The following is a 14,222-nucleotide window of genomic DNA, read 5'->3' on the forward strand; positions in this document are numbered from 1 at the left end:
GACATTAAAAATTAAATTTGAATACATGAGATATTGCAATGAAGCGCAGTGGACGAACGTTACTTCATGGCATGGCTTTCTCATTAAGCCTGCTTTCGCTTAATTTATCAGCAATTGAAAATACCGCACCGATTCCAAGTGAAGCCTATTTGCCAGTTTTAAACAGTTTTACGCGGGAAGATAATTTAGCTGAATTACAAGCTTCTATCGATCGACAGCTGGAAGCGACCACAAAATCCTTACAGGAAACTAAAAATAATCTGGAAAACCATGGCGGCTTAACAGGTCGCATTCGTCGTTTATTTGATAGTTCGGCTACTCCCTCATTGGATGATCAACTATCGCAATGGCAAGCCTTACAAACCAATTGGCAGCAGCTTCATTCTACCGGGGGGATTGGCAGTAGAGGCAGTAGTGCAGCAGCTGACACTGATGAGCGAAATACGTTTAGCCAACAAGTGACTGATCGTTATCAAACCCTTATACAGCATTTAAACCAGATCCAATCAACTGAGAATCGAGAAGATCAAATAATCGCCATCAATGCAGCACAAACACTGATTAATCAGTGGCAGGCTGTACGTCAACAGCCATTTGTTTATGACCTCACTGAAAATGGTTTTTCACGTGCCCCTGCCTATGTAGCTGAAGCAACCGCAGCTGAACCTATATCTACAAGCGATGAATTACTGACTCAATGCTATGAAGGTAATGATAACCGAAACGCACAAGATTTAGCGGCGACTAACGAGGCTGTGATCGATGAGCGTATCAAAGCACTGGCGAAACAATTAAATCACTCGCCTAAACAAATCCTGGAGTACGTTACTAATAACATTGAGTTTGAACCCAGGCCAGGCATCACCAAAGATGCACCGACAACCTTATTAGCAGGGAAAGGCAATGCGATGGAGCATGCTTCCTTGTTAATTGCTTTACTGCGAGCATCTGGCTATCCCGCTCGATATGTCAAAGGAGAAATCTATTTAGAAGCAACCAAATCACATATTTGGTGGTTGAAATTAGCGAATTTTCAGGTGGCTAGAAAATTACTGGATACATTTACACTGTATGCCGGCGCAGGGGAGACCTTTCGACATATTCAAAGTATTGCGATGAACCACGTATGGGTTGAAACTTGTCTGCCTTATGGCAAGGATCGTGGTCAGTCAGAAACAGCCGACAGTTACCGCTGGTTGGCCTTGGATAGTAGTTTTAAATACCGTAATTATATTCCGGCGACTAAAAAGCATAACTTAACGTTTGATTTTGAAAAATATGTATCAAAGCGCACAATAAAAACGCCACTGGAATTTTATCAGAATGCAGTATTAGCTGCTCTACGAGCAGAAGACCCTAATGTAACCTTGGATCAGGTCATGGATCGCTGGGAGCTTATACCGTTAAAGCTTGAAGCGTTGCCAACTACTTTGCCTTATAAAGTCAAGCGATTCACTCAATGGCAAGGGACAAACCAATCTACCATAGCCGCGATACCTGATGCCTATCGTTTAAAGCTAACAGTGTCTTTAAATGATACAAAATTAGCCACAGTTAACTTAATTGATATGGCGCGTAGCCGATTAACTTTAAGTTTTGCAGGCATTAATGCGGATGCTCAAAAGCGGTTGGATAACTGGCGTGCAGGCAAGGGGGGCGCGTTAGCCTGTCCCACCAATTTAACTGTAAAACCCGTGCTTAATGTTTATGGTAAACCCATTGCGTTGGCTAATCAGCCGCAGCTGAACCTATGTGAGGAAAGTAATTTTACTTATGCAAAACTAAAGCTTGAGAACGAGACCCAGGAAGGGGTGTTTGTTACTAAAGAGTTTGATGGGATTACGTTGTTAGATGTTTATGCGCTACAGGGCTATGCACGACAAGCATCCGATAAAATGGTGCAAGCTCGGGTCAAAAATCTATTAACCAATATATTTAAATACCAGTCTGAGCCCTGGAAGCATATGGATGCTGTATTAGGGGATTTTCTGGACGTAGTGTTATTGAAGTATATGCACTATGTGGAAAGGGAAAGTGAAGCAATAGCAACTTTAGCCAATGGGCTTTATAACGGCCAGTACCATACAGCATTAACGCGATCAAGAGCTGATATTAAGTATTTATTTGATCTGCCCTATGCTATCAATTCCGACAATTTTATTATTGATGCACCGGGAATAGGTTCAAACCCCATTGATAATCAATTTGGGCAACTTAATAAAAATATTTTTCATGCAACAGGTGCAGCCAGTTCATTTTATGAAAGTTATATCTGGCAGGAAACCATATTAAGGGAAACTTTAAGTACGGTAAGCGCGATGCAGTACTCGGCAGGCCAGGGAAATAAGGTTATAAAAATTGATCAGCAGTTTGATTTAGCAAGTATAATTGATTCATCAGTTATTAAAAGCTGCTTGAAATGTTTTTGGGTTCTAAGATGTGAAATATTTTCTGGGCATGGACAAATATTCCTTTTCCCAAAGCTTAGTAGAAGGGAGGAAGGCGGTAACATTTCTTGTCCAGCTTGCGTTAATTATTATAGAGAAAAACCTTGTTATGATGTTAGGCAGTTACACTATTTTTATGAAATTGCTCAGAACCCAGGTAATGTCGTATATCTGAATAAGACAGCTGTTGATTATAAGGGCTTCTATGGAGCGGCGTTTGCTAGATTAAGTGCGAAAGAAGCTCAATTCGCCATCGGGCCATATGACGGTGGCTATACTCTAAGGCCTCCCTCACCACCACCCCGTCCACCTAGCTGGAATGTTAATGTTAACTGGAATATTAACCGCTACAACCCGGATTCTGGTTTTGGTTTAAATGCAGTTACGATTTTAGCCTCCAGTTTAAGTGTAGATAATAATTATGGTGTAGAGTCAGCGCTTAATACCTTCAATAAAACACTGGATATTTTACATACGGTAAATTCCGTTGTGTCACTCGGTGGCAATGTGCTATCCACCTGGGCAGGAGATCCTGTGAATATGGTGACAGGTAATATGTATCACCATGAAACAGACCTCAATTTACCCGCTCGTGGAATGCCAGTCGTATTTAAGCGCTCTTATAATAGTCTGGCGCGGGAAGATGGTCCTTTGGGGTATGGCTGGACGCACAGCTTTAATCATTATTTATTGTTTTTAGATGATGATGAGAATGGCAAAGTTGATACCATTGTGTGGTCCGATGGTATGGACGGTAAGAAATTTATTAACGTGCCAACAACAGCGTTTCGATCTGATGGCACCATTGAATTAGCACCAGGTGTAGCGGGAATACCTGATGGTTATTATTTCACCTTTATTCGTCGTAAATACCGGAATGATGCCCAGTATGTTTTAACAGAAAAAAACGGACTGGCTTACTATTTCAGCAATGTCGCGGGTAAAGCTGGTGAGGTCGCTCAGCTGGTAGCAATTGCTGACCGTCATGGTAATAAGCTGACCTTACAATACAAAGAAAATCGGTTAAATACGGTCACGGATCCTGATGGACGACAACTCACGTTTACTTATAACAATCAAAAACGTTTATCTGTCCTGAAGGATTGGACGGGCAATGAACACCGTTATCAGTACAACGATAAAACAGGCGAGCTTACCGCTTATTACAACCCGTTAAGTGGTGATGAACCAGCGACAATCTATGCCTATTATGGCAAAGAAGATGGCCCCTATTTACACCATGCCATGAAGTCATTTACTTATGCCAATGGCTATCAAATGACGTTTGAATATTATGCAAATGGTAAGGTTTCCCGTCACTATAATGCTGTAGGCAATACAGCTCATTTTGCCTACAACCCATTTCGTCGTGAGTCGGTTTTTACCAATGAACGAGGGCATACGGAACATTATTTCTTCAATAAAGATGGAATGCGGATTAAAACCATTGATCACAATGGTGGGGTTCATGAATACAAATATGAAAACCCAAATAATCCGTATTTAATGACTCATTACTATAACCCCATGGGTTATTTAACGCAGTATGAATATGATGAGCAGGGCAATAACACAAAAACTATTTTGCCTTCAGGAGTCTTGGTTGAAAACTTTGAACATAATGCGCTTGGACAACCAGGCTTAATCAAAAATGCCGCAGGGCATTATCAACGGCATGTTTATGATCAACATGGAAATGTAACGGATTTAGTCACGTTTAAATCCTCTGCAGCCAGCTTAGTGCACAACACACCCTTTAACCCCGAAGCTCCCGGTGTTTACAGCAGCCATATTTTGAACTGGGATCGTAATGTTTATTATCCTAATGGCACTTTAAAAATCAGCCGTAAAGTGCGTGATTTTACCCAGCCAGAAAGCGGACCTTATAGCCTGTATCAATATGAAGACCAGGTAAATAAAGTGACGGGTGCTTATCCTGTTACTGTCCAACATTTTGGGGATAAAAACGGTGATGGTGTGATAGCCGATGATGAGTTTGATGGTCCCTTTACACTGGAGTACGACAAACGCGGTAAATTAGTTAAAGGCTATGATGAGGCTTACTATCCACTTCACAGCGAATATAACCAGATTGGTCAGTTAACACGCAGTAAAGACCGTTTTGGTAACTGGTGGTATTACAGCTATGACAAAAGTGGCTTACCACTGGGTGATAGCTTAATGCTAATGGGTGAAGAAAACAGTCAGCCCAGTGTGGCTGATCAAACGGTGCACCAATATAGTAAAGCCAACCGATTAAAGGCGACTTATAACCATGCTGGCGCCACCGTTCGCTTTGAACACGATGCAACAGGCAATATTGTTAAAACCACCAACCCAGATGGTTATACAGTACATTATGAGTACGATGCTAGTAACCGCTTGATCAAAACCATAGATCCAAGTGGTCGTGTCTCTGAAACCCGATACGATGTGTTGAACCGGGTGTTATGGGAAAAACAGCCAGATGGTGTTACAACGAATTATGCATATTATGGTGCTGAGCAAAATGGCTTATTAAAAACCATTATTCGGCCAAACATAGCGTTAAAAGATAAGGACAATAATTTACTGCCGTTACGGGAAACTCACTTCGAGTACGACAAATTAGGCCAGGTTATTAAAGTCACGGATAGCGCTGGGCGCACGACATTGACTGATTATGATGAATTAGGTCGTGCGGTCAGAGTGGTTCAGCCCGTTTATGACGATGACTTATTAAAGCAAGTCAGGCCAGTTACTCATCATCATTACGACAGTTTAGGCCGTTTAGTTACAGTTTATGCTGGGCATACCAGTGCTGCTGGAGATCGATCACAGGATAATGTCAAGCTGCAAATGATGTATACCTATGATGATTTTGGGCGGATGTTATCTAAAACCGATGCTTTGAAGAATACCTGGCAATTTACCTACAACGAGAGAGGGCAAATACAAACCACCACTGATGCAAAAGGGCAACAAAGTAGCTATAGCTACTATCCGTCGGGTTTACTTAAATCAGAAGAACATCAGTCAGCTGAAAATGAAGACTTATCAACCTTTACGAACTATCAATACAACAACCAAGGACAGCTGCATACTGTTGTTTCAAACTTTGAATCTTATGCCTTTGTTTATGATGAACAGCACCGCTTAAAAATTGTCGTCAATAATCAAAGCGCGAATAAAGGAATTCAATATTTTTACTCTCCAGCGGGTAAACTGCTTAAGCAAGTTAATAATGCACAAGTTGCGTTTAATTATGCTTATGATGACGCAGGACGTTTAACTGGTATTCAAGGGGTGCGTGCTGACTCTATTCAGTATGTATATGAAACCTCTGGGCGGTTGAAATATGTGCTCTATCCCAATGGGATGAAGATGCACTATTCCTACTACCTGGATGGTTCAATCAACAACATTTCTATCAAGCGCCAAGAGGAGGGCAAACCGGAAAAAGTAGTGAGTCAGCTGATATATGATTATGACGATCATGGCCAGCTAACCAGAAAAACCCATCAGGTGCCCAATGGAAAAACCATCACGGATTTTTACAGTTATGATGGTCTGGGGCGTTTAATAAAAGTTGAAGGGCCAGATAATAACCTGAAATATCAGCTCAGCTATGATCCGTTTGGAAATAGACGGTATTTTGAAACAGCTAAGGAAAAGCATTTTTATACGCATAATGCATTACACCAGGTGCTCAAAATCCAGAAAGATAGTGCGGATGGTGAGCTTATACGGCAGTTTACTTATGATAAAAATGGTAATCTGACTGAGAAGAAAAGCGGTGAAAACGTATTAACGTTTAATTACAACGCACTTGATCAGTTAGTAAAGTCCTCTTTTAATGACAGATGGTTAACCCAATATTTATATGACCATGCTGGGCAACGGGTAATCCGTGCAATACACATAAGTGAAAATCAACAAGATATCCAACGTTATTTTTATAGTGGTAATCAAATTCATGGGGTTTATGACCAGAATTGGCAGTCAAAGGGCTTTTATGCCTATGCTGGTCTTGATAGCCCTGTCATGAAAATCTTGCCTCGAAATACTTTCTTTTTCCACCAGGATGCTTTGGGTTCAGTTGTCGCCTATACCGATATAAATGGTGAATTGGATTCTTGGGCAGCCTATCAGCCATGGGGTGAGTTACTCGCTGGCTCTCAATCCATTAATTCAATGTTTGGGTTTGCAGCTCGTGAGCCTGAAATTACTGGGTTGATTTACTTCAGAAACCGTTATTACGACCCTGAAATTGGGCGTTTTACCCAAGCCGATCCGATGGGGTTTGTTGATGGTGTCAACCGTTATGCCTATGTGATGAATAACCCTGTCATGAATGTAGACCCTTGGGGTACATGGACCAAAGGGGCTGCCACTAATATGACGGGGTGGAGTTATTTTGGGCAAGGAATGGAGCTTGCGGGTAATTTATTTTTAGATGAATTTATGAAGGAAAGTCGGCCTGGTACTTGGGGAGACTTCACCGTCGGAGCCTTGAAAAAAGGTTATCAGATGGCAAATGATATGTATGCATTGACTCCCCAAGGCATGATGGCAGGCAGTGTTATGCCTGATGTACAAATTACGCCTCAAGAACGTAATGGTGCACAGACATTACAAGCGCTCACATTATTTGGTGGTGTTGCCAAGTTAGGTCAAGCGACTTTATCTAAAGCAAGTAGTCGGTTAGCGAGCAAACTTGCCTCACATAAAAGCTTTTTGAAGAAATGTACGTGTTGTTTTGCAGCGGGTACACCTGTTTTAACTGAAAACGGTCACCAGGCGATTGAAACAGTTGAGGTTGGTCAAAAGGTTTACTCTAAAAACCCAGAAACAGGAGAGGTAGCCTTAAAACCCGTCACTGATCGGATACTTACAGAAGGAAAGCCGCTTTACTCGTTGGTGCTTCAAAATACTGAGGGTAAAGAAGAAACCATTGAAGTAACTGATAACCACCCATTTTGGGTGAAGGGTAAAGGATGGGTAGACTCAGCCAAACTAACGCCAGGTATGGTAGTGGAGGCATATCAAAATAAAGCACTGAAAGTAATCAGTCTTACACCATTACATCGAATAGAAGACACCTATAACCTTACTGTTGCTGACTTCAATACATATTTTGCTGGAGAACAGCAAGCATTTGTGCACAATATGAATTGTCCTTGTAATTTTACAAAGAAGCTAACTGATTTGCCTTTCAGCTCAAGTGACTTGAAGTTAACAGATGCAATGAATGACAAACAATTTACAAAATTAGTTAAAGACATTCGAGCAAATGGTATTGAAAACCCTGTAATTAAATACGTAGAAATTGAGGGAGTACCCTATGTGGTTCATGGCAATAATAGGCTTTCAGCAGCTAAGTACTTAGGCAAAACAGATCAACTAGAGTTCCAAAAAGTTGGCTTTCCTGTAGAAGGAACAAACTTTAACAGTATAGAAGATGTATTAAGCACTATAGGTGCGATTCGTCAACCTAAGTATAGGGGGAGATAGAAATGGCAATTTGGCAATTTGGATTCTATTTAGTACCTACTAATGGAATTATAAAAGAACACGGTCATATCCCACCAATTTTGGATCAATATAAATCTCGTGATGAAGATACCAGCTTTAATGAAGAACAGCAGTTTCGAAACTATTGGTCAAATTCTGATATTCCAGCATTTGTTAAGGAACAGATATCTAAAAGGCTACCCTTAATGAAGTCTTGGAGTAAAGAAGCAGAAATGTATGGGAGTGATGATGGCTCAAAAGTAGAGATATGGGAAGATGATATAATTTGTTTAGTTGATGCTCGTAATTGCAAGTACGAGCTTTTAGAGATCCTTTCTAATATAGCATTTAAATTGGATTGTAAGTTAGTATTGAAGGGTTGTGGAAAGGTCATTGATGCTGACTATCAAAAGTTGTTGAAGGAATTTGAGAACTCGGTGGCTCGCAAATTTGTGTTGAATCCAAGGAGCACTTTAAGGAATTTAAGTAAATAATACCTCAAAAGCTACACCGAAAAACTAAGTTATATAAGGACGAGTAAAACTGTGAAGAGCCCAGTATTTTTACTTTGGTTTTTATGTGGTATGAAATTGGGCTTAAAAATTGAGGCATTATAAAATAGCAATTAGCTACATATTGCTTTATCGAGTAGAAGAATGAATGCTTAGAAAGTTTGCACCCTACTGATCTACAATTTAAAATTAATGGAGGAAATTTATAGAGGAGTAAGGTAAATGGAAAACAATGGATATAGTTCAGAAGGTATTAAGCCCTTAAGCCCTAAGTCTTATTAATAAAAACCTTATAGAAGTCTTGTTTGAAATTGAAAGGCGCCCGCTATTGTGGTTAAGTGCAAGAAACATTCAGTGTTTGGACTCATTTTTAACGGGGTGGTTTATAGGAAATGGTAATAAACAAACAGAAAATGATACATTAAAGGGGGTTCAGAAGTTTGTAGAAATTAAATATAAGCAAACTAATGCATCATTAGGTTGGTGTGACATCATTGCTTCTAATGTTGACTTATCTGAAACATTAGATACCTTTTTTAGCCTGTTTCATGAATATTTAGAGTCTCAGAATACCTTATGAAAGATTTTACTAGGTTATTTTTCAAGTATGATTTTGGAATGTGAAGGGAAAAAAAGTATTGTTTCTCCGACAGAAAAACAATTGATAAATACTTTAAAAACATTAAAGAGTCATGGACCTAGCTCCTTTGCATCACTGACGGTATCGAATGGAGACTATGTTCAAGTAGCTGGTGGGCGCATGACCTGTATGTTGGAAAAGCGAGAGGGTGTTAGTCAATATAGAGCATATCATGATAACCCAAGCACTCCATTTCCAGATGGGACAATATTGTCATTTTCAGCAGGAGATATACCTTTAAAAAATGATGAGTGGTTTAATATTGGTGAAGCTATAGATGCATTTACTTGTTTTCTGAAAAAAAACAAGCTTCCTACATCAATAAAGTGGAGAAAAGTAGAGCTATAAAAAGATGCACTTGCCAGATCAGGAGTTATAGTAAATATAGTGTAAAAGTTATATGGATATAAAGATAATAGCTGACAAGAGATGTGCAAATATCAACAAAGATATAGCTTGTGAAAATAAAGACATAGAGCAGGCAGTTGATTTGTTAAATATGCTTGATGGTAAACAACATACATTGTTAAGCATCGAAAGGCATGATGGATGGGAGTTACATATTGGAGGTGGGCCTGACTGGTTTATAGTGACGGCAGTTAGCTCCTCTGGTAAAAACCTAACACTTCTAAACTTAGGTGGAGACGATAGTGATACAATAGAACTTTGTGCTGGAGGGCAGTTTGCTGATTTTCCTAAGTCAATTGTAGTAGGAAAAGAAATGGCAAAAGATGCAGTATTAAATTTCTACGAAGAAAACGAAAAAATTTTAGATTGGGAGTATGAGTAGATAAAAATATATTCTGATTTTTTAAGAAAAAACCTGGCTGTAATGGGGATAGCCAGGTTATATAAATCTAGTAGTAAAAGTAAGCTTGTTCGATAATCTTTATTTTAAAATAAGGGATATCAGTTTAGCTTGTACTTAAAACTATGAAATAACTTATTTAGTGTAATAGCAAAACACTGATATTTTTTCACAGCAGTGGTTTTCCTCATTCTGTTGTAAGGTGTGTCTTTCGTTTCTTCCTTAACGGGTGCTTGATCCTCAAGGAGACTTTATCGAAGACATAATCTACAAGGCTGCCTACCTGGGACTTCCCATACCAACAGGTTATGTCTTTCAGGCTCGGTATGGGCTTATGAGCCAGTTGAAGGGTATCGGTGGCTGGCGTCTCATTAGTCGTGCAATCAGTAAATGTTTAACAGGTGGTCGTTATTGGCTGGTTGATAAGGCCGCAACCCATGGGCCGGCCCGAGTGTTAAGAGTCCCTGGCACCATTCACGGGCGTACAGGACGGTCTGTTATATGTAAGCTGGGTGGTCCTTTTTATACATTTGATTCACTGGCTCATCAGTTAGGAGTACCAACGGAACGACCAAAAAAGCAAGATAGCCAAAATAAAGAAGGTCTTAAAAAAGCCTTTCAGCAAATTAACAGCACTAATCTTCCCCCCCCCTCATTTTGTTAGTTATATTGACTCAGTAAACGGAATTGCTGGTTTATGCTGTATTCATATCTATTATGGGCTATTTTGCATATTGTTGGACAAGTGCTTTTATAAAGTAAATCAACTGATGTCTTTTAGCATTATCAACCGATTAAGCTTCAATTCAGGTTTGATATTTATCTTTCACTCAAAAAAGAGTGAATGCAAAAGAATTCAAATGAATACAAGCGATAAAAACATACGAAAGTGGCCTTATTTGTTGGGTGAAAGTCAGTTTTTACGGGAATTTACAAAAAATCTGTACGATAGTTTGACTTGTATCACAATAATTTGTAGTCTTCCTTGTATATACCTGCATTATTTTGAATGCCTGCCAGAAGGTGAATGGGTAGGTTGTTGCCTTTCAAAATAAAGCCCAATTATCATGTGTGACAAGTTGTTCTCAAGGTTAAGGAGATCTCGCATGTTAGAAAGTAACTATACTACTGGGTTTTAATCCTATTTATGGCGATAGTGATCAAATTGCTTGTTGATTACTATTTTCTCATTAACCAAATTGACAGATGCTTATTATTAGGCCGCCGTTGTATTGTGCCTAAAATTTATCCTGTATTCATTGTTAATTGCCAATAAACTACTGTATATAGTTACAGTGGTTTAGTATACTCTGCTAACTCCGACAGCTGTGTTGGTTAACGCTCAGCCTGTTTAGAAGCCCGGTGTGAGTTAATAAAGGCAAAAGATGGCAATTTAAGAAAAAGTGTTACAAAAGCCTTTACAGAGCCTCTTAGGCTGATAAACTGGACAGCGTGAAATTTATACGACATTAGTCGGAAGAAATGTAGGTATTATAGAAAGCGATAAATTGTTTTTATTACACAAGTGAAAGTTGTGGGCTTAAATACCAAAAACCCCAGTGCGCCAACACCAGGGTTTCATGGTCCAGCTACGTAAAACGTCGCTGAGTCTGCCGAAGCAGTATATACAAAAAGACATAAAATCCCTTTTAATATACTGTAACGGCTGGACCAGTAGCAACCTTTTGCACCGTGAAATGGTCCAAAATATGGAAAAATTTACATTTTTTGTATTACATCTGATTAATAATTATTCAAACCTCATACATAACCTGACGTTTACTAAGGTCTATTTGCTCAGTATAAATACAGGTCAATTTTTACCCTGTTGTTTTTCTGTCCAAAAAAGCACCTGAGTCGAACGGAACAATTAGCGGGTTTGCTAACTGTTCATTGCCAAGCTGCTTAAAAAAATAACTAGTCATTTTTATACATGCTTCGTTGTAGGTTGAGTATGAGCACTCGCACGTCTAAAAATAGTTTATTAATTGGTAATATCCCCGTTGTTGTATCGCAAGAACTTGCGGTAAAAATTGGTTTAGATGAAGCAATATTTTTAAACAAGCTTCATTACTTGCTCACACCTAAAGAAAATTTCATTAATCATCGTCTGCATAAGTATGGCGGTAAGTATTGGGTCTACCATACTGTAGAAGAATTAATTGAAAATATTTTTCCTTATTGGTGTGCTAGTAAGATCGAACGCTTATTAAACAAACTACGCAAATTAAAGCTGATCAAAACTGATCATTTGCACTTTAGTGTATTAGGTATTCGAGGGGTTAGAACGCTTTGGTACACCATTAATTATGAAGCTGTTGCTTGCCTGGAAAATGAACAAATCATTGAGCCTGAAGACTATAAAACTGAGCAAAATCAGGCTGTAGCCCCCGGTTTTTCTGGAATTCCACAAAATGAGGAAATCGAAACCGGCAAAATGCAGGATTGTACAAACCTGCAAAATGAGGGAATGGTCGAGGGGGTATCAACACCGCCAGAGCCCTTAGAAAATAAGGCTTGTGACGTAGTTGGCACAGATTCTGCAATTTCTTTAAAGAATAATTTAAAGAATATAAATACTACTAACGTTTCTTGCTCAGAAACTAAACAAGAAACTGTTGGTGATTATGTAATCACTGAAATCAAGAAAAAACTGAGTGATGAGGAATTCGTAGAGTTTGAACCACACATCCGGGCAAAGTTATATGACTACCAATGTGTTAAAAACAAGAAAGGGGATTTAATTAGTTTTAGCGGTGCATTGTTGTACGTACAACGAGGTATAGAGTTTCTACGGAATAGCATTAGGCGAACAGCTAAAATCACAGCAGCCCTCGATAAGAAAAATACAGCGAATGCAAATTACCAGGAACAGTTTGCTAATAAAATTCAACGAAAATCCGATGACTTGGCACGATCACAACGCTCTACAACCGAGGCGCTATTAGACCAAAGCTGGTCGGATGGGATTAACTTTGATGATGAACCAAGTTACACACAGTCCGTATTTTCTACGGCTAGAGACGTGTATTCATCAGCAATGGGTCATAACAGCGAAGATGATTGGTTGAGGGGAGACTGCTATGTCTAAGCCAAGTATTCAAGTGAATGCGCGTAATTTTCTCGATATTCTGGAATACCTGAAAAACCATGTTGGTAATTATAACTGGTCACAACGGTTTGAATTATCCAGTGAAATACACAACTCACAACCAGCGTTACAAGCTATTGTGCCAGTAGCTGAAGTTGAGCAGATGGATAAGTTACAAGCATGGTGTGATCAGTGGCTCGATGCTAAAAACAACAGTGATGCTTGGCGTAAGGTCAAACGCGCCGTGTATTTAAAACATAAACAAACCAATGGTGATGAACTAGACCTTCGGGTTATCAATACGCCACTTGCAGCCAATGCCCATTTAATTCTCAGCTCAATTGCAGGCCATAAAACCATGTCAATGTCTGATGTGATTGAAAAATACTTAGGGCCTGTACAAAAGCGTTTAGGTTAATTGTTTATCCAATAGTTAAATTAATTTTACTCATAGTTAATTTTTAAAGAGATATTGATGGTTAAAAAAATCAAAAGTACAGAGATTGTAGGTCTCATTGATGCTGAAGGCGGCATAATGATGGATGTGACGTTAGGCTCTGATCATTACACCTGCTGTTGGGTTGAAGGTACAGATGCACTAACGGATAAAGGGGCATTAGCATTTCAGCAGTTTTGTGACTACATGAATGCTGAGCAACAAATATTATTATTCCACGGCAGTATCATTGTGCGGGGGGATCAACCCTTTACACAACAGGATATTATTTCAACGCTCAAGCAGTTTGAGGATGGGGATATTGTTTGTTTTCAGGGTAAGTACGAACCCGCTGATCATGTGTTGATTCGGGCCGCTTTTAACGTAGTGAATACAGTGGATGTATACGAAATGAGTCAGTTAGAGAGACAATTGATTAGTAAAGCCACTCAAATCCATAATGATACGATTAACATTGCTCGTCGTTACCCAGTTGCCCCCATGGAAGACAAGCTATTTGATCAGTTGACTAACCGTATCCAACAAAACTGTATGCAACTGATATTGATTACCGGTATTGCTGAAAAAAATAATGGTGGATTTTCTGGTGAAGGGGCAGAGCAGCTAAATAATTTGTTAATGGAGCTGGATTACGAGCTAAAAGACGTATCACCCTGGGTAAGGATCATAACCAATCAAAAGTTGCCTGCTGGCATTTAATTATTATTGCGATATTTATTTATCGTCGTGGGTCATTGAACTAATCAGGTAAAATAGGAGGCAGATATATTCTTA

9 protein-coding genes are annotated in these 14,222 nt (G+C 39.3%); all 9 read left to right on the forward strand.

Annotation, left to right across the window (positions count from 1 at the left end; genetic code table 11):
- The first annotated feature begins 38 nt into the window (after window positions 1-38).
- The 9 genes from G4Y78_RS28700 (at window position 39) to G4Y78_RS28740 (ending at window position 14,147) form a co-directional block, all read left to right on the forward strand.
- The gene (locus G4Y78_RS28700) at window positions 39-7,940 is read left to right on the forward strand and encodes an RHS repeat-associated core domain-containing protein (RefSeq protein WP_163836658.1); all 7,902 of its coding nucleotides are present in this window, start codon (window positions 39-41) and stop codon (window positions 7,938-7,940) included.
- Window positions 7,941-7,942: 2 nt separating this feature from the next.
- A complete protein-coding gene (locus G4Y78_RS28705; RefSeq protein WP_163836659.1) occupies window positions 7,943-8,434 on the forward strand; it encodes a hypothetical protein in 492 nt (163 codons plus the stop codon).
- 346 nt (window positions 8,435-8,780) lie between these two features.
- Window positions 8,781-9,032 (forward strand): hypothetical protein, encoded by a 252-nt coding sequence (locus G4Y78_RS28710; protein WP_163836660.1) that lies wholly within the window; start codon window positions 8,781-8,783, stop codon window positions 9,030-9,032.
- Between the two features lie 27 nt (window positions 9,033-9,059).
- Window positions 9,060-9,440, forward strand: coding sequence for a hypothetical protein (locus G4Y78_RS28715; protein ID WP_163836661.1), 381 nt, complete (start codon window positions 9,060-9,062; stop codon window positions 9,438-9,440).
- Window positions 9,441-9,492: 52 nt separating this feature from the next.
- Complete coding sequence (locus G4Y78_RS28720; RefSeq protein WP_163836662.1) at window positions 9,493-9,882, forward strand: hypothetical protein; 390 nt, start codon at window positions 9,493-9,495, stop codon at window positions 9,880-9,882.
- A 352-nt stretch (window positions 9,883-10,234) separates the two neighbouring features.
- The gene (locus tag G4Y78_RS28725) at window positions 10,235-10,564 is read left to right on the forward strand and encodes a hypothetical protein (protein ID WP_163836663.1); all 330 of its coding nucleotides are present in this window, start codon (window positions 10,235-10,237) and stop codon (window positions 10,562-10,564) included.
- Window positions 10,565-11,854: 1,290 nt separating this feature from the next.
- Window positions 11,855-12,991, forward strand: coding sequence for a hypothetical protein (locus tag G4Y78_RS28730; protein WP_163836664.1), 1,137 nt, complete (start codon window positions 11,855-11,857; stop codon window positions 12,989-12,991).
- A complete protein-coding gene (locus tag G4Y78_RS28735; RefSeq protein ID WP_163836665.1) occupies window positions 12,984-13,409 on the forward strand; it encodes a hypothetical protein in 426 nt (141 codons plus the stop codon). Before G4Y78_RS28730 ends, G4Y78_RS28735 begins: the two co-directional genes overlap by 8 nt.
- A 57-nt stretch (window positions 13,410-13,466) precedes the next feature.
- On the forward strand, window positions 13,467-14,147 hold the full coding sequence (locus G4Y78_RS28740; RefSeq protein ID WP_163836666.1) for a hypothetical protein: 681 nt from the start codon (window positions 13,467-13,469) through the stop codon (window positions 14,145-14,147).
- The last annotated feature ends 75 nt before the right edge of the window (window positions 14,148-14,222 follow it).

Source organism: Spartinivicinus ruber, from assembly GCF_011009015.1.
Classification (GTDB): domain Bacteria; phylum Pseudomonadota; class Gammaproteobacteria; order Pseudomonadales; family Zooshikellaceae; genus Spartinivicinus; species Spartinivicinus ruber.

Coding starts and splice junctions, on each gene's coding strand:
- G4Y78_RS28705 (WP_163836659.1), top strand. CDS start 7,943: ATGGCAATTTGGCAATTTGGATTCTATTTAGTACCTACTAATGGAATT.
- G4Y78_RS28730 (WP_163836664.1), top strand. CDS start 11,855: ATGAGCACTCGCACGTCTAAAAATAGTTTATTAATTGGTAATATCCCC.
- G4Y78_RS28735 (WP_163836665.1), top strand. CDS start 12,984: ATGTCTAAGCCAAGTATTCAAGTGAATGCGCGTAATTTTCTCGATATT.
- G4Y78_RS28700 (WP_163836658.1), top strand. CDS start 39: ATGAAGCGCAGTGGACGAACGTTACTTCATGGCATGGCTTTCTCATTA.
- G4Y78_RS28715 (WP_163836661.1), top strand. CDS start 9,060: ATGATTTTGGAATGTGAAGGGAAAAAAAGTATTGTTTCTCCGACAGAA.
- G4Y78_RS28725 (WP_163836663.1), top strand. CDS start 10,235: ATGAGCCAGTTGAAGGGTATCGGTGGCTGGCGTCTCATTAGTCGTGCA.
- G4Y78_RS28740 (WP_163836666.1), top strand. CDS start 13,467: ATGGTTAAAAAAATCAAAAGTACAGAGATTGTAGGTCTCATTGATGCT.
- G4Y78_RS28720 (WP_163836662.1), top strand. CDS start 9,493: ATGGATATAAAGATAATAGCTGACAAGAGATGTGCAAATATCAACAAA.